We start from the raw sequence: 15,446 nt of genomic DNA, 5'->3' as shown, positions 1-15,446 counted from the left end.
GATAATACGAGCTAGCAAAATCAAAGTATTAGCAACTTGATTTAAAAAGCAAAGATTAAGAAAAATCGCAAAACTTATTGCAAATACTTCATTAAAACCTGGACGTGTAGAATCGAACTCAAATCGAGGTAGTTCAAAACATTGCGTATTCGAGCTACTTAGAGTCTCATAATTTCAAGACATCAACAACTTGATGCATATCAGAGCTTTGTAAGTGCGCATAGACCTCCGTGATTTTCGAGGAGGAGTGACCTAGTAATCTTTGGACTTGAAACAATGATACTCCTTTCTTTACTAACACGCTCGCAAAAGAATGTCGAAGCGAATGAAAATGAAGTCGCTTGTCAAAACCATTCTTCCTGACAAATTCCCGAAATTTCTCGCTTACGAAATTATCATTAGCTTTCTTGCCTTTTTTCCCCTTGAATACTAATCCTTCCTTTACTGGCTTATCCTTGAGGAGAGTGTAGACGGTCTCATTCATTGGTATAGTCCTCAGCTTTCCCGTCTTCACCTGATAACTCAAGCTACTTTGTATTGTGATTGTTTTAGTCTCAAAGTTTATATCACTCCATTGGAGGTTTATTATTTCACCTCGCCTTGCCCCAGTCATTAGTGCAAAGATTACGATCTCTTGAAGCCATCGTTCTGAGATCGCCTTGATCAGATCCATTTGTTGCTCTTCATTGAAAAATAAAGGGGTCTGTTCCGGTATCCTTATTTGCTTTATACCTTGACAAGGATTTTTGTCAACAATCTCCCATCGTTTTAGAACATTGAAGAATGTGCGTAAAGCTCTGAGTTCAATATTCACAGTGGTCGGGGAGACATCTTTCATGCGAACAACCTTATAAAGGTCAATATTTCTGGAAGTAATAGAATCGACTCTAATATCTCCTGTGTTTGTGATTAAATGATCTAGAGCGGTTTTATAGATCTCTAATGTTTTGCTGGCATACGTCGTCTCTACGAAAGAAACATACTCTTTTATGCATTGTGACAATAATTGGGGTTGGTTCGTTTCTATTTTTATTGGAGTGTGACTGGAAAACAATTGCTGAGCTTTCTTTCTATCTCGTGTTTTGGTGGACTTCCAGATTCTTTTGCCATTACTAGAAGAAACGATGTAATATATTCCGCTCTTTTTTTCTCGGAAAATGCACGACATGTTTACTCCTTTCGATTGCAGGAATATCGAAGAAGTGTTAGGTGAAGTGTTAGGTGAAGTGTTAGGTGAAGTGTTAGGTGACAAAAGAATATTCAGGGGAATTGTTCGGAATTAAATGGAAATCAATCTCTTTGTCCCCATGCCCAAGGCAGGCGCGCTAGCCGGGCTGCGCTACATCCCGATTAATGTGCATAAATATAGTGATAATATGGTTAATTTGCAATCTTGCTTTTTTCATGTTTTCTCCACTTATTGGTATACATCTCAAAAATTATATTTAAGAGAATATTTTTTACAAGAATGACTTTTTTAAATCCCCTGTTTCTTTTCGGATTGGTTGCCGCCGCAGTCCCCATTATTCTTCACTTTCTTAACCTTCGCAAACTCAGAATAATTGAATTCAGTACTTTATCATTTTTAAAAGAACTCCAACAAACAAAAATCAGACGTCTTAAACTGAAACAAATTCTCTTGCTGATTATCCGCACTCTGATTATAATTTTTATTGTACTCGCATTTGCCAGACCTGCGATGCGGAATTATTTTTGGGGGATAATCGGAACAAATGCCCAATCAACAATCATCATTATATTGGATGATTCATTCAGTATGGCCCGAAGAGACGCGAATGGAGAATTATTATCACAAGCAAAACAATCGGCATTGAGTATAACGAATATCATTAAGGAAGGTGATGAAGTTTATTTCCTCCGATTATCGGAACTTCCGGAAGCGACAATTGAATCGGCAACGCACGATATAAATCGTCTTCGAAAATATATTGATGAAACAAAAATATCAAACATTACACGCCCTATTGATGATGCAATCCGATTATCGGCAAAATTTTTATCACAATCCAATAACGCAAACAAAGAAATTTATATTATTTCGGATAATCAAAGCACACTCTACACTCAATCGATTACGAAAAAGCATCTTTCGCTCGGTGATATGAACGCCAGATTAATTTTAATGCCTATAGGCCAGACCGATCAGATCAACTGTTGCGTCGATAGCATAGAAATTGCAAGCACTATATTCGAGATTGCGAAACCAATCATTATCCGGGCTTCGATTAAAAATTTTAATGAGCATGCAATACCCAATCTTCTGGCTAGTGTTTACCTCGATGGTAAACGAGTCGCTCAAAAGAATCTTTCACTCAATGGTTATGGAACAACTAAAGCAGAGTTTTCGGTTCTCCCGAAGAAAAATGGTTTTAACAACGGATATATCCAGATCGAGAATGATGCAATCTCTCAAGACAACATCAGGTATTTTTCTTTTTACATTCCAGAAATATTAGACGTGACATTTATTGCAAACTCCGAAAATGAGATCCGGCTTCCGCGACTTGCGCTTGCTTCATCACTGTTGGGCAATGCAAACCGCTCGATATCGGCGAAATTCTTGTCGAACAATAAACTAACATCGGCTGAAATATCCCGAACCCAGTCGATAATTTGCACAAATCTTCAAACATTTTCCGAACAACAGCTACTCATTCTAAAAAATTTCGTTACCGATGGCGGTGGACTGATAATATTTCCTGACGATAAAATTGAAATTGCACGATTCAATAACACTATCTCAAACCTCTTCAATATTTCCCCCATCGGAAATATTATTGGATCAAAAACTACTCCCGTGAATCTTACATTCAACAAAATCGATTACGATCATCCGTTGTTTATCGGAATGTTCGAGAAGAATGAGAAGACTATCAAGGATCAACAGATTGAATCACCATCGATTTATAAAACGGTGACCTTTAAACCGAATGCAGCAGCGAGAACCATTATTACGCTATCGGATAATTCTCCGTTTCTCACACAATATTCCACCGGACGCGGTAAAATATTTTTATTCTCAGTTTCTCCGTCATTAGATTGGTCGGATTTTCCAATAAAAGGAATATTCGCCCCTCTTCTGCATCGTACAACTTTATATGCATCCTCCTCAAGCCAGCGGATATTCAACTTCATAACAGGTGATCAGCCGAGTGTCGCGATAAAAAATATTTCCCAAGATTCTTCCATCTCCGAACGCAAAATGAGTTATCGACTCTTACTTCCCGATGGTGTTCAAGAACCACTGAAACCGTCATCAGCGACAGCAGAGAGTAAGAACAGACCGTATGAGACTAAATTCGTGATAAGGAAAGTAGATATCCCTGGTAATTATCAGATTTTTTCAGACCGATCTTGCTTGCATTCATTTCCCGTGAATATAAACAGTTCAGAATCGGATACCAGAACGATAACAGAGGATAACCTGCAAAAATATTTTTCACAATTCGGCGTTGAACCGTTAATACTTACTAATGTAGGTGAGCACGGTGAGAGGTACAAACAAATTCTCGAAGCGCGCTTTGGTTCTGAGTTATGGAAATATTTTATAATTATAGCACTTCTGCTGGCAATCGCAGAGATGATTATCGCCCGTGACAATCGTAAATCTATTGCACAAAGTGGACAGAATATATGAGTTTAAAAAAATTAGTTGAAACCAAACGTGAAGAGAAAGGTATTGTCGTCGGGATTATTCCAAAAATTCTAAGGAGAGATATGGTTGCAGAACATCTCGATGAACTGATTCTTCTTGCCGACACTGCCGGGATTAGCATAGTCGAGAAAATTACACAAGAGAGAGAAAGAATAGATTCCGCGACATACATCGGATCGGGGAAAGTTTTGGAAATCGGCCGCTACGTTGAAGATAATAAAATCGATTCGGTGATATTCGATGATGATTTATCACCGGTGCAGGTAAGAAATCTAGAGAAGATAATCAAATGCAAGATACTCGACCGGAGCGGAATCATACTCGACATATTCGCGAAAAGAGCGAAGACGAAAGAGGCAATGACACAAGTCGAATTGGCACAACTTCAATATATGTTGCCACGTCTTACCCGGCAATGGACTCACCTTTCGAAACAATATGGCGGAGTTGGTACAAAAGGTCCGGGTGAGACCCAAATCGAAACGGACCGGCGTGCTATTCGAACACGCATAAGCCATTTAAAGCAAAAGTTGGTTGAGATTTCCAATGAAAGAGATGTACAGAGAAAAGGGCGCGAAGAACATACGCGGTTAGCATTAGTAGGATACACAAACGCGGGCAAATCCACTATATTGAAATTGTTATCGGGGGCTGATGTTCTCGTGGAGGACCGGCTGTTTGCAACACTTGATACGACTGTGCGAAAAGTTGAGTTGACACCGAAAATTTCGGTGCTTATCTCAGATACAGTCGGGTTCATAAGGAAATTACCCGCACATCTTATCGCCTCTTTTAAAAGCACTTTGGCAGAGACAATCGAAGCCGATATTTTGTTGCATGTAATTGATACATCGCATCCACAGTGTAAAGATCAAATTGAGGTTGTAAACGAAACGCTGTCCAATTTGGGGATAACAGATCGTCCGATGATTTATGTGTTCAATAAAATCGATAGGTTACCCGATCGGACAATTATCAATGATTATGCGAGAGAATATTCACCCGCAATATTTATATCGGCACAGCGCGGTATAAACATATCGGGTTTGAAGAATGCTATCATCGAATTGCTTCACGATAATTTCGAAGAATACAAGTTGACGCTTGAACATCATAATTACCGAGTAATTGCGAAACTTCATGAAATTGCTGAGATAGAAAAAACGACTTATGTCGGAAATAAAATTACGATCGAATTCAGAGTGAACAAAAATAATCACGATAGGTTTCGTTCTTTGATGAACAAGAGTCAAATAAAAGTCAAGCCGGTAATGAATTTAAAATAACCACGGATAAAAAGGTAGAATAATATGCTTCAGGTAGCGATTGAAGCCGCGACGAGCGCGGGTAAATATTTAAAACAAAATATCGGAAAATTTAAATCAGTTCAACAAAAATACGGTCAAGACAGAAATCTTGTTACGGAGATAGATAAAAAATCGGAAGCTCTTATTATAGAAATTATATCGTCGCATTATCCTTCACATGATATTCTAGCAGAAGAGAGCGGGAATGATAAAGGAAAGCCGTCGGAATACAGGTGGATAATAGATCCGTTAGACGGGACAACAAACTTCACGCATGGTTTACCGATCTTCTGTGTATCCATCGGGGTTGAATACGCGGGGGAAATGATTGCCGGTGTTATATATGATCCGAACACCGATGAATTATTTACATCCGAAAAAGGAAGAGGAGCTTTTTTGAATGGAAAACGAATTCATGTTTCTCAAGTGGATCATATCAGCAGAAGCATTCTTGTAACCGGATTTCCGTACAACATAATCGAAAATCCCGACTATGCGGTTGAGCACTTTATAAATTTCCTTATGAAAGCGCAAGCAGTAAGACGCTTAGGTTCCGCAGCGCTCGATCTGGCTTATCTTGCAGCCGGTAGATTCGATGGATTTTGGGAAGTGGCTCTTCAGCCATGGGATATGGCTGCTGGTGTCCTTATACTACATGAATCGGGTGGAATGGTAAGTGATTTTTCCGGTACAAAATTCAATCTATATGGAAAACAACTTTTAGCGAGCAATGCCGCTATTCATAATCAAATGTTGGATGTGATAAGATTAGTGAAGGAGTAGGATTATAACGCAATAAGGGACCTCCCGTCCCTTATTACGTAACTTCAGCCCCCATCGGCTTGCCACCCGGTGTTGGTTCCGCTTGCTTGCCCTTCCATTTTTAAATTCATTTCGGTACCGATTGCAATCGGGTGAGCACCTGTGGGATTTCTTCGAATTCCTCCGAATCATCCAGTACCAGATTCGCACCTGCATCAATAAGCATTAATTTATATATTGGAATAGAATTAGAAATCATTATGATGATCATCGGTACGTATTGTTTTAACTGAGATATTATCTTAAAACCGCGTTCCTTGATTATTTTCAATGAAAGAATGATAACATCAATTTTATTATTACTTATTGCATCAATCGTATCATCGATCGACATCGCGTATTCAATATTCGGAACTTTATCGCAACTTGAAACTATTCTTGCGATTCTTTCTTGCACTAATTCTGATTTCTCTGCTATCAATAACTGCATAAATCCTCGCCACTAAATAATTAAAACTTATTAAATAATTTAATTACTTGTACAAATTAATGATAAAGGAATTTAATAATTGTGGGAAGTGGTAAGATTTCTTTGTGGTGGATCTACAGTTTCATTTGTCACGGATTATACTACAAGCCCATGACAAAGTATGCATTTATCTTCTTTCACTCAATAAGGAAATGACTTCTAGCATACGAAATTAGATCCGCATTCGTTCGAAGATTTAATTTTTCCATGATGCGGGAGCGATAAGTGCTGACCGTATTCACACTCAAAAATAATTTTTCTGCAATTTCCGAGATTGTTGAACCTGCGGCAATCAGGTGAAAGACCTGAAATTCACGATCTGACAGGAGTTCGTGCGGTAATTTTTGACCAGATGACTCAACTTGTATTGCTAATTGTTCGGCAAGTTTTGGTGTAATATATCTTCCACCACCCGCGACTTTCCTGATCGCATTCACCAAATTTTCAGGAGCGCTTTCTTTAGTCAGATATCCGGCTGCACCAGCTCTGATTAACCGAATTCCATACCGTTCTTCGGGGTGCATACTCAAAACTAAAATTGGTAGCTTAGGTTTTTGTTTCTTCAATTCTTTTATCACATCGATTCCGTTCAAACCGGGCATTGAAAAATCCATTACCACAACATGCACATCGTACTGCTGAACCCGGTCAAGTATTTCCTGCCCGTTTGAAGCTTCGCAAACCACATGAATCCCGATTTCATCTTGAAGTGTTTTTTTTAATCCTTCGCGAATAAGCGGGTGATCATCGGCAATAAGTAAATTAATCATTGATCGTTCCTACTATTCTTCATGTTGATGCACTGACCGGTTTTAATGGAACACGAACTTTTACCATGGTTCCCTTACCTGGAATACCGGTGATATCTACAGAGCCGCCAAATACTTGAGCACGTTCGCGCATACCGAGCAAACCAAGAGATCTTGAGCCGGTGGCTTCTACTTGGGTTATCCCCTTTCCGTTATCTGACACTAATAGTATTAGTTCACTATCAAATAAATCAATTGTTACATCAATTTGTGTCGCCTGAGAATGGCGGGCAATATTTGTCAGAGTTTCCTGGAAAATTCTAAATAGAGCCGTTGCGCGTTCGGGATCAAGCGAGATGAATTCTTTAGAAGAGCTGAAATTTGTTAATATTTTTGTTCTCTCTTGAAATAATCCCGTTTCCCATTCGATTGCTTCACGGAGACCGAGCTCGTCTAAAATTTCAGGCCGCAATTGAGTGGCGATTCGTCGTACAGATTGAATAGTTGAGTCTGCCAATCCTGACATTGTTTGCAACGATTTTATAGCTTCACATGCAAATCTATTTTCATTTTGTGATTTGATTTTTTTACTTAACAGCGCAATATCCATTTTCATCACTGTAAGCAATTGACCCAATTCATCATGAATTTCGCGCGCAATCCGGGTCCGTTCTTCTTCACGCACAGATTGGAGATGCACCGCAAACTGACGAACCTTATCATACGATTCTTTGAGTTGACGCTCACTCTCTTCCAATATCCTCACCTTCTCTCGTTGCGAGTTAATAAACCGCTTCTGGCTGAACATTATACTGCCCAATAAGATACCGCCTAATATCACAATAGCCGTAGTACCTACTACTAACGCTAACCAGATTTCTGACCCTGGGGTCGGCATAAAAATCCTTTGGTGTAAATTAAATAGGTAATGATACTTAGTGCCATATGTGTCATGAATATAGGTATTGAGAATTGCTCCCCTAATGAGAGAATCAGATTAGCAAGAGAGAACATCATGAGAGTTGTGAGGTTGTAGAATAAAACGGCTGCTGCTACCCAAAATCGATATTCTCTTGTTAAAGGATATATACCTTCCTTATTCAATTCCAACAATACGGCCGCCGACATGCTAATGAGTAATAATTTTTGTATCGACATACCATAAGTGTTCCCCTGAGCGACTGATTGAAAGAACAGAAGATTCACTATTGAAAAAGCTGCTATTAAGAATATACTCCATATATAAGCTTTCTTTAAATAAATATTTTTCTGCCATTTGGAAAATATAACAGCAAAAAGCAGATATTCAAGCGGAGGGAAAACGTGTGATATCCAAGATGTATTGTGGGAGATGCCTAATATTATTACAATGCTCACCATCATCTCGAAAACAAATGATGACACCAAATACCAGACAAGAATCTTCATTTCTCCGGATATCTTTTTGTAATATCTGAATCCGAAAAATAAAGGGATACAGGTTGGGAGTGTGCCAATAAAAATAGAATACCAGATCATTTACAATCTGTCTAACTATTCAATGTATTCGGTGAGCTGCAGATAGGCGGACACAACGGACTAATTTCCAATAATACACCTTCTGTTATATCATCCCCTTTATCGTTAACACCAACTAAAACAATAACAGGTTTCCCGTCGGTATTAAATCCATGATAATATCTCATCGCGGCACAACCGGGTTGGTCGAGAAGTTTTTGAACAAATTCCTTCCAGAACAATCCACCTTTTGTCGCGTTTGGTGATGATTGTTTTCTATATGCGCTTGTATACTTGGTCGCTTCGTCAAGCGTGATTATTTGATTATTTTTTTCCGGTAACGGCATACACCCTCCATATGAGTGTTATTGAAAAAATTAAGGATAGAATTCAATCCTTAATAATGAATTAATTAAGTTGAAAGTACTAAAATAAAAGTGAAATTCAAATAAAATTTCGCCATGGGTGCATACCATTTTCATCTATCATCGCACGAATAAGCGGAGATGATTTGCGGGAATCTTTGGTAACGCTTATTGCTCTTTCCAGACGATGAGCGGCAGATTCAACGATTTCCTTCTTATCGGTTTGAATGATTGCCAGCGTATCACCCGCTGTTACACTATCGCCTGCCTTCTTCTTTAAAACGATTCCGGCTTTTGGATCTATAACATCATCCACTTTCATCCTACCCGCTCCGAGCATGATACCGATGAAACCGACTTCAAGTGCATCGATATTATTGATATAACCGTTAGAAGCACTCTTCACTTCAATCGTATATTTGCTTTTTGGATATTTTTCATGATCAGTTATAAATGAAACATCACCATCCTGCCGGTGAACCAATTCTTTAAATTTATCCAATGCTTTCCCTGATTGAAGAGCATTTTTACATTTGGATATTCCCTCTTCGATGCTTCCGGCTTTACCGCCTAACATCACCATAGCCCCACTCAGTACATAAGTTACTTCCATGAGGTCGGGGATATTTTTACACTGCATACATTCGATGCACTCCACAACTTCTAACCAATTTCCAACAGTGTAACCTAGCGGTTGACTCATATCTGTGAGAAAGCCGATAGTTTTTTTCCCGAATTTATTTCCAACCGCGATAAGTGTTTTCGCAAGTTCAATCGCGTCATTTTCAGATTGCATGAACGCACCCCGCCCGGTTTTAATATCGAGGACAAGTGCATCGATTCCTTCCGCAAGTTTCTTGCTCATTATGCTTCCTGAAATCAGCGGAATGCTTTCTACCGTGGCAGTAACATCGCGTAGCGCGTACATTTTTTTATCTGCCGGGGCAATTTCGTTCGTCTGACCGATCATCACTAACCCGATATCGGCAATAACTTTTTTGTATTCATCCAGTGACAGATTTGTTCGGAAACCGGGAATCGATTCAAGCTTATCGAGCGTTCCTCCGGTATGTCCCAATCCTCTGCCCGAGATCATCGGTACAGGTACACCGCAAGCCGCAACCATCGGTGCAAGTATCAGTGATACTTTATCTCCAACTCCACCCGTAGAATGTTTATCAACTTTTATCCCAGGCACTTTCGCTAAATCGACTACCACGCCGGAACGCAGCATCACTTCAGTTAGGACAGCAGTTTCCTCGAAATCCATCTTCTGAAAATAAACAGCCATCAAAAAAGCCGACATCTGGTAATCTGTTATTCTGCCGTTAAGATATCCGTTAATAAGATTTTCAATTTCTTCCCTGTTAAGTTTTTCTCCGCTTCGTTTCTTTCGAATTATTTCGATTGGATTCATTTTGAGTTATAAGTTATGAGTTATTTTGAATTTAAGATTCGTTCACCGATCATGATACCGCAAATCGTTTTACCATCCACAATTTCTAACCGTTCAATCATGGCAATTGCCTCTTGCAATGGAACTATTTTCATCGTCATTGTTTCTTCACCGGCTTCGAGTTTACGTCCGCCAGGCGCATCCTTCAAGTTTGTAGCGAGATAAATATGAAGAAGTTCGCTGCAAAATCCTGGAGTTGTGTAAATTGATGTCAATTTTTCCCAGCCGTCGGCCAAGTAGCCGGTTTCTTCTTCCAATTCTCTCTTTGCGCAGTTAAGCGGATCTTCATCGCGGTTCAATTTGCCTGCCGGCAGTTCCCATATAAATTTATCTAAAGGATAGCGATGCTGATTTATTAAAAGAATCCTGTTGTCGGGAAATGCCGCCAATATCACCGATCCGCCCGGATGTTCCGCAACTTCGCGGATGGTGGGATCACCGTTTAAGTATTCAACTTCATCAACAATTGTCGTGAATACTCTTCCCTCGTAAACCTTATTTCTTTTTATCAGCTTGTATTTCATCTAATTCCTGTGTATAAATCACTCGCTTGGGCAAGGGAATTTCAATTTCCGCTTTCGTGAATTCTTTATAAATTTGTTCACGTAACGATGTTTCAATCTCAAATTTTTTATCGAAGTGAGATGTCCTCGCCGATAAACGGAGAAGAATACCCGAATCCGCGAACTCCATGAAAAACACAGATGGGGCAGGATCGGAAATTAAATTATTATTCTCACTTGCTAATTTCAAAAGAATAGCCCGCGCCTCCTCCACGTTAGTTCCGTAGGCAACCTTTACTTCAATGAGCACCCGTATCGAATTTTCGGGCATAGCAAAATTGACCAATCGATTTTTAACCAATTCACTGTTCGGAACTACGACAAGATTGTTGTCATAATTTAAAATGTGTGTGCTTCTTAATCCGATTTGCGTTACATCCCCTTCTTCACCAGATGGAAGTTTAATTCTGTCTCCCACCCTAAACGGCTGATCTATGAGAATCACAAAACCTGCAATCATGTTAGCAACCGTTTCCTGAGCAGCTAAAGCGACGGCGAGTGAACCGACACCGAGAGAGACAAGTAAACTTCCGATATTCACGCCGAAATGATCCAGAATAATCATTACCGCGATGAGGAAGAGAACAAGATCAACGATCTTCTTCATCATCGGTGCTACGGTTGCCGTTATGTTACTCTGCGTTTTTTGGGATACTTCGTCTGTATACCACTCAAATGTCGTTTCAATTATCCGGCTGATTAAACGAGCGAGGACAAAAACAAGAAACAGATATAGACCGACTTCAAGATAATCGATAATATGATTGTATGTAATATTTCCAGCGTCAAGTCCACCTCTGATTATTTTTAATCCGATATAGAGACCGATTATCGCACTGATTGTGGTAATTTTTGGACGAATAACCGAAAGCATCCGATCGTCCAGTGTTGTTTTTGTAGCAGAGAAAATTCTTTTAAAAACCGTTGCGAGTATCCACTTAACCAACTGACCTACCACCAGCGAGATTAACAGTACCGTGAGTGCCGCAATCAATTTTTGGATTAATAGTTGTTCAATCATAAATGTATTTCCAATTTATTTATTGCCTCTGCTTCCGGGTTTATCAATCGGGATCCCGCCGGCGCATAAAGGGCATTCCAGCGGTTGATAGTTAACAACATCTACTGCAAGTGTTGCGAAAAAATTTGGGAACGTAACCTTACCACCGCTCCGGTCTACAATCGTGCCAACACCGATTACTTTCCCGCCATAACTTTCAACAATATCTATTACTTCCTGCGCCGATCCACCTGTGGTTGTAACGTCTTCACACACGAGCACATTTTCATTTTTTTGAATTTCAAAGCCGCGGCGCAGTTGCAAAACCCCGTCTTTTCTTTCAGCAAACATCGTCCGCACTCCAAGTTGTCTTCCCACTTCTTGACCCACAACTATTCCGCCGATCGCCGGTGAGATTACAGCGTGAATATTTGAATCTTTAAACCTTTCGGCAATCATGCTGCAGAGAATTTCCATGTTGCGGGGATATTGAAGCGCTCTCGCGCATTGAAAATACTGACGGCTGTGCAAACCGGATGTCAATTGAAAATGTCCTTCAAGTAATGCTTTTGTTTCAGTGAATATTTTTAAAATTTTATCTTTAGTCATCGAATGATCCTTATCTTATAGCGGATGCGGTGATTCGTTACGAATTAAATGATATTTTTTATACTCTGATTTCAAGATGATATGTTTTGAATCTATTGCACGATCGATAGCGAGAATGCCGTCGAGATGATCGATTTCATGTTGCAGCAATTCCGACAACGATCCATTTGCGGATATTATTTGTTCGGACTGATCGGGATCGATGTAGTGTACTTTTATTTCTTTGGAACGTTTTACTTTTACCATGATATCCGGGAAAGAGAAACAATCGTCCCACAATATCATCATCTCGGTTGATGATTCTATGATCTCAGGATTAATTAATGCTATCGGTTTTCCAACATCTATAAAAATAATTCTTGAGGTGATTCCAATCTGAGGAGCGGAAATTCCTCTCCCAAAACCATTTTGCTTCCGGAAATTATTCAATGTATCGCGTAAATCGTTTACCGTTTGATGAGCATCAGAAATTTTTAGATCTTCGACGCGGGAAGATTTATTTCTGAGAATCGGATTACCGAGGAGTAATATTTCTTTAACTGCCATGTTTACAATATAGAAATATCAGAAAAAACCTTCGGCACGGCGTACCCGGCCTAACTTTTGTCCTAAAAACCTTTCCCCAATTTCTGTGAACTTATGCGGTATGTCGCTTACAAAAAATTGCAGGTTAGCTTTCAATGTGCTTGGGTTGCGCAATTTATTTTCATCTAATATTTTTTCAACATCGAACGCGGTAGCTTCACCGGAATCGATCAATGTTATTTTATAGTCGAATACTTTGCCTATCACTTTTTCCAATATCGGATAATGAGTACAGCCAAGAACAAGCGTATCAATTTTTTGCAAGCGAAGTGGGAAAAGATATTCCTTCGCGATAATTTCTGTTGCTGGATGATCGATCCAACCTTCTTCGGCAAGCGGGACAAACAACGGACACGCCTGCCCCACAACAGTCACTGATGGATCTGCCTGACGAATCGCGATAGTGTATGCGTTGCTTGCTATAGTGCCGACGGTTCCAATAATACCGACACGTTTATTACTCGACTTCTCGACAGCCGCTCTTGCACCAGGAACTATGACTCCGACTACCGGAATACGAGCATGTTTCTGCACAACTTCCAACGCCACAGATGAAACAGTGTTGCATGCTACAACGATCATCTTAACGTTGTGTTTCATCAAAAAATCGGTATCCTGGGCTGTGTATTCTTTTACAACCTGCGGAGATTTTGGTCCGTACGGTACGCGAGCCGTATCTCCGAAGTAAACAATATTCTCGTGAGGTAAATGGCGCATCAGAGAACGCACCACTGTGAGGCCGCCGATTCCCGAATCAAATACGCCTATTGGTTTAGATTGGATTGCTTTTGTGCTCATCTTATTGAAAATATATGAAATGAAGTGTGGATTAACAAACTTTCGTTTTCGGTATCGTTCAGATTTTAATCGGGAATATTTGAGTTTCATTGAAACTTTTTATATCTTTCTTTTCACAATTTCACCCCGACATTAGGGGATTATTTTACCGCGATAATTATATCATAAATCACCATTAATATAGATGGAGTTAAAATTATGAAATCATTTCTGCTCGTCACAATAGCATTTCTTTTACTTTTCACCGGTTGCGGCAAGAAAGCCGAACCTGTGAAAGTTGGAGAATTAAACGAATATAAAGACCCTGCTTTCGGTTTCAAGATAAAATATCCGAAAGAATGGAAAAATTTCGGTGAAGCCGGAAAGGCAATTTTTGCAAAAACGCAAGAGGTTGTTAATAAATTCCTTGATCCGCGAACAGGCGAAGAAGGAGCACAAGTAACTGTTCAGGTTATTAAATATGCAGGATCAGATGCAGAGGATCTGATTCAACTTGGCAGAGACGAATTGAAACAAACATGGCAGAACATTCAGGTTTCCCCCGATGAAAAAATAAATGTTGCAGGTAAAGAAGTTATAAAAATTGCGTATGGAATTCCTGTTACTTCGAAAAAACAGATATCCGGTTACGATATATATGTTGCGGGCGATACGGCGATGTACAAACTGATGTGCCTGGGTTATGGAGATCAATACGAAGCACATGCTGAAGTTTTTTCTACGATGATAAGTTCATTTGAATTACCCGTTATTGTAGCTAAAAAATCGGATCAATGGACTCCTTCGGGGAATATGGAAACCTACAAATCGGACTTCTTCACAATGCTTTATCCGGATAATCTTGAATTCAACGCAGTAAAGAAAGCAGCAAAGCACGATTTTGCGATGGAGATGCGCGCTGATAGGTTGGATTGCAGCATACACATCGATGTCTTTGGCGCACAAAAGTTAACTGTGGAAAAAGTTTGGGATCAAAATAAAGGAACATATAACGCAAAAAATTCAGGCCAAATTCAAATCGACGGCCAAACTGCATTTTGGGCAGATTACTCTCCTCGCAAAGATATAGGAAGCCGCGTATATTTCACAGTAAAGAATGACAAAGTGTTACGAATAACAATAAATTACTTTGCCGCGCAGAAAGATATTTACTTCCCAACTTTTGAAAATATGGTGAAGTCTCTAAAAATTAAATAAGGAGCTAAACATATGGATCATGCACTTATTACAACAGCGTTCCAGTTAGACGGCTACCGTTTTGTAAAGCAGTTAGGATTGGTGCGCGGTATAACAGTCCGATCAAGATCTTTGATCGGTAACATCGGCGCCGGTATTCAAATATTATTCGGCGGCAATATATCATTGTATCAGGAATTATGCGAGAAAGCCCGTCAGGAAGCATACGAAATAATGATGCTTCATGCCGATCAGATGGGCGCGAATGCCATCATCGGCATGCGCTACGATGCAAACGAAGTTGCCGCGGGTGTTACCGAAGTTCTTGCGTACGGCACTGCCGTTGTTGTAGAGAAAGTGTGATAATTTCTGAA

The 15,446-nt window shown here is 39.7% G+C and carries 17 protein-coding genes; 5 read left to right on the top strand and 12 right to left on the bottom strand.

The genetic code is table 11. The features are described from left to right. Nucleotides 1-166 precede the first annotated feature (166 nt). Nucleotides 167-1,168, bottom strand: a complete 1,002-nt coding sequence (locus HZB59_11655) for a site-specific integrase (protein ID MBI5022081.1) — start codon at nt 1,166-1,168, stop codon at nt 167-169. A gap of 300 nt (nt 1,169-1,468) precedes the next feature. Here HZB59_11655 and HZB59_11650 point away from each other — a divergent pair, with 300 nt between their 5' ends. From HZB59_11650 to HZB59_11640, 3 genes are read left to right on the top strand one after another with little or no spacing between them, the layout of a single operon-like run. Beyond that, on the top strand, nt 1,469-3,658 hold the full coding sequence (locus HZB59_11650; protein MBI5022080.1) for a BatA domain-containing protein: 2,190 nt from the start codon (nt 1,469-1,471) through the stop codon (nt 3,656-3,658). Continuing rightward, nucleotides 3,655-4,962 carry a GTPase HflX gene (hflX, locus tag HZB59_11645; GenBank protein MBI5022079.1) on the top strand — a complete coding sequence of 436 codons (1,308 nt, stop codon included), beginning with the start codon at nt 3,655-3,657 and terminating at the stop codon, nt 4,960-4,962. Before HZB59_11650 ends, hflX begins: the two co-directional genes overlap by 4 nt. A 24-nt stretch (nt 4,963-4,986) precedes the next feature. Then, nucleotides 4,987-5,766 carry an inositol monophosphatase gene (locus HZB59_11640; protein ID MBI5022078.1) on the top strand — a complete coding sequence of 260 codons (780 nt, stop codon included), beginning with the start codon at nt 4,987-4,989 and terminating at the stop codon, nt 5,764-5,766. A gap of 106 nt (nt 5,767-5,872) precedes the next feature. Here the strand turns inward: HZB59_11640 and HZB59_11635 are convergent, their stop codons facing one another. The 11 genes from HZB59_11635 to HZB59_11585 form a co-directional block, all read right to left on the bottom strand. Next, the gene (locus HZB59_11635; GenBank protein ID MBI5022077.1) at nt 5,873-6,235 is read right to left on the bottom strand and encodes a response regulator transcription factor; all 363 of its coding nucleotides are present in this window, start codon (nt 6,233-6,235) and stop codon (nt 5,873-5,875) included. 176 nt (nt 6,236-6,411) lie between these two features. Further along, nucleotides 6,412-7,044 (bottom strand): response regulator transcription factor, encoded by a 633-nt coding sequence (locus HZB59_11630; protein ID MBI5022076.1) that lies wholly within the window; start codon nt 7,042-7,044, stop codon nt 6,412-6,414. A 19-nt stretch (nt 7,045-7,063) separates the two neighbouring features. Next, entirely contained in the window at nt 7,064-7,921 is an 858-nt protein-coding gene (locus HZB59_11625) for a sensor histidine kinase (GenBank protein ID MBI5022075.1), read from the bottom strand. Next, complete coding sequence (locus tag HZB59_11620) at nt 7,891-8,451, bottom strand: hypothetical protein (GenBank protein MBI5022074.1); 561 nt, start codon at nt 8,449-8,451, stop codon at nt 7,891-7,893. The genes HZB59_11625 and HZB59_11620 overlap by 31 nt, the downstream gene beginning before the upstream one ends. Nucleotides 8,452-8,552: 101 nt before the next feature. Beyond that, on the bottom strand, nt 8,553-8,867 hold the full coding sequence (locus HZB59_11615) for a hypothetical protein (GenBank protein MBI5022073.1): 315 nt from the start codon (nt 8,865-8,867) through the stop codon (nt 8,553-8,555). Nucleotides 8,868-8,964: 97 nt separating this feature from the next. Continuing rightward, a complete protein-coding gene (locus tag HZB59_11610; protein MBI5022072.1) occupies nt 8,965-10,302 on the bottom strand; it encodes a thymidine phosphorylase in 1,338 nt (445 codons plus the stop codon). A 20-nt stretch (nt 10,303-10,322) separates the two neighbouring features. Next, nucleotides 10,323-10,865 (bottom strand): NUDIX hydrolase, encoded by a 543-nt coding sequence (locus HZB59_11605; protein MBI5022071.1) that lies wholly within the window; start codon nt 10,863-10,865, stop codon nt 10,323-10,325. Continuing rightward, on the bottom strand, nt 10,837-11,925 hold the full coding sequence (locus HZB59_11600; protein ID MBI5022070.1) for a mechanosensitive ion channel family protein: 1,089 nt from the start codon (nt 11,923-11,925) through the stop codon (nt 10,837-10,839). Before HZB59_11600 ends, HZB59_11605 begins: the two co-directional genes overlap by 29 nt. A 15-nt stretch (nt 11,926-11,940) precedes the next feature. Beyond that, entirely contained in the window at nt 11,941-12,513 is a 573-nt protein-coding gene (locus tag HZB59_11595) for an orotate phosphoribosyltransferase (protein MBI5022069.1), read from the bottom strand. Nucleotides 12,514-12,528: 15 nt separating this feature from the next. Continuing rightward, nucleotides 12,529-13,059: a peptide deformylase gene (gene def, locus HZB59_11590; protein ID MBI5022068.1), complete on the bottom strand. Its 531-nt coding sequence runs from the start codon at nt 13,057-13,059 to the stop codon at nt 12,529-12,531. 18 nt (nt 13,060-13,077) lie between these two features. Continuing rightward, on the bottom strand, nt 13,078-13,896 hold the full coding sequence (locus HZB59_11585; protein MBI5022067.1) for a glutamate racemase: 819 nt from the start codon (nt 13,894-13,896) through the stop codon (nt 13,078-13,080). Nucleotides 13,897-14,094: 198 nt separating this feature from the next. Between HZB59_11585 and HZB59_11580 the strand changes: the two genes are divergently transcribed. Together HZB59_11580 and HZB59_11575 are read left to right on the top strand one after the other, a co-directional pair. Next, nucleotides 14,095-15,093: a hypothetical protein gene (locus HZB59_11580; protein MBI5022066.1), complete on the top strand. Its 999-nt coding sequence runs from the start codon at nt 14,095-14,097 to the stop codon at nt 15,091-15,093. A gap of 12 nt (nt 15,094-15,105) precedes the next feature. Then, a complete protein-coding gene (locus HZB59_11575; GenBank protein MBI5022065.1) occupies nt 15,106-15,435 on the top strand; it encodes a YbjQ family protein in 330 nt (109 codons plus the stop codon). The last annotated feature ends 11 nt before the right edge of the window (nt 15,436-15,446 follow it).

This window comes from Ignavibacteriales bacterium, assembly GCA_016214905.1.
Lineage (GTDB): Bacteria > Bacteroidota > Ignavibacteria > UBA10030 > SZUA-254 > PNNN01.
The sequence above is the reverse complement of the archived record's forward strand: the minus strand, read 5'-3'. Positions and strand labels throughout refer to the sequence as shown.

What these genes read in the sequence shown, in the direction of transcription:
- HZB59_11655 (MBI5022081.1), bottom strand. Translation starts at nt 1,168, where the DNA reads ATGTCGTGCATTTTCCGAGAAAAAAAGAGCGGAATATATTACATCGTT.
- HZB59_11650 (MBI5022080.1), top strand. Translation starts at nt 1,469, where the DNA reads ATGACTTTTTTAAATCCCCTGTTTCTTTTCGGATTGGTTGCCGCCGCA.
- hflX (MBI5022079.1), top strand. Translation starts at nt 3,655, where the DNA reads ATGAGTTTAAAAAAATTAGTTGAAACCAAACGTGAAGAGAAAGGTATT.
- HZB59_11640 (MBI5022078.1), top strand. Translation starts at nt 4,987, where the DNA reads ATGCTTCAGGTAGCGATTGAAGCCGCGACGAGCGCGGGTAAATATTTA.
- HZB59_11635 (MBI5022077.1), bottom strand. Translation starts at nt 6,235, where the DNA reads ATGCAGTTATTGATAGCAGAGAAATCAGAATTAGTGCAAGAAAGAATC.
- HZB59_11630 (MBI5022076.1), bottom strand. Translation starts at nt 7,044, where the DNA reads ATGATTAATTTACTTATTGCCGATGATCACCCGCTTATTCGCGAAGGA.
- HZB59_11625 (MBI5022075.1), bottom strand. Translation starts at nt 7,921, where the DNA reads ATGCCGACCCCAGGGTCAGAAATCTGGTTAGCGTTAGTAGTAGGTACT.
- HZB59_11620 (MBI5022074.1), bottom strand. Translation starts at nt 8,451, where the DNA reads ATGAAGATTCTTGTCTGGTATTTGGTGTCATCATTTGTTTTCGAGATG.
- HZB59_11615 (MBI5022073.1), bottom strand. Translation starts at nt 8,867, where the DNA reads ATGCCGTTACCGGAAAAAAATAATCAAATAATCACGCTTGACGAAGCG.
- HZB59_11610 (MBI5022072.1), bottom strand. Translation starts at nt 10,302, where the DNA reads ATGAATCCAATCGAAATAATTCGAAAGAAACGAAGCGGAGAAAAACTT.
- HZB59_11605 (MBI5022071.1), bottom strand. Translation starts at nt 10,865, where the DNA reads ATGAAATACAAGCTGATAAAAAGAAATAAGGTTTACGAGGGAAGAGTA.
- HZB59_11600 (MBI5022070.1), bottom strand. Translation starts at nt 11,925, where the DNA reads ATGATTGAACAACTATTAATCCAAAAATTGATTGCGGCACTCACGGTA.
- HZB59_11595 (MBI5022069.1), bottom strand. Translation starts at nt 12,513, where the DNA reads ATGACTAAAGATAAAATTTTAAAAATATTCACTGAAACAAAAGCATTA.
- def (MBI5022068.1), bottom strand. Translation starts at nt 13,059, where the DNA reads ATGGCAGTTAAAGAAATATTACTCCTCGGTAATCCGATTCTCAGAAAT.
- HZB59_11585 (MBI5022067.1), bottom strand. Translation starts at nt 13,896, where the DNA reads ATGAGCACAAAAGCAATCCAATCTAAACCAATAGGCGTATTTGATTCG.
- HZB59_11580 (MBI5022066.1), top strand. Translation starts at nt 14,095, where the DNA reads ATGAAATCATTTCTGCTCGTCACAATAGCATTTCTTTTACTTTTCACC.
- HZB59_11575 (MBI5022065.1), top strand. Translation starts at nt 15,106, where the DNA reads ATGGATCATGCACTTATTACAACAGCGTTCCAGTTAGACGGCTACCGT.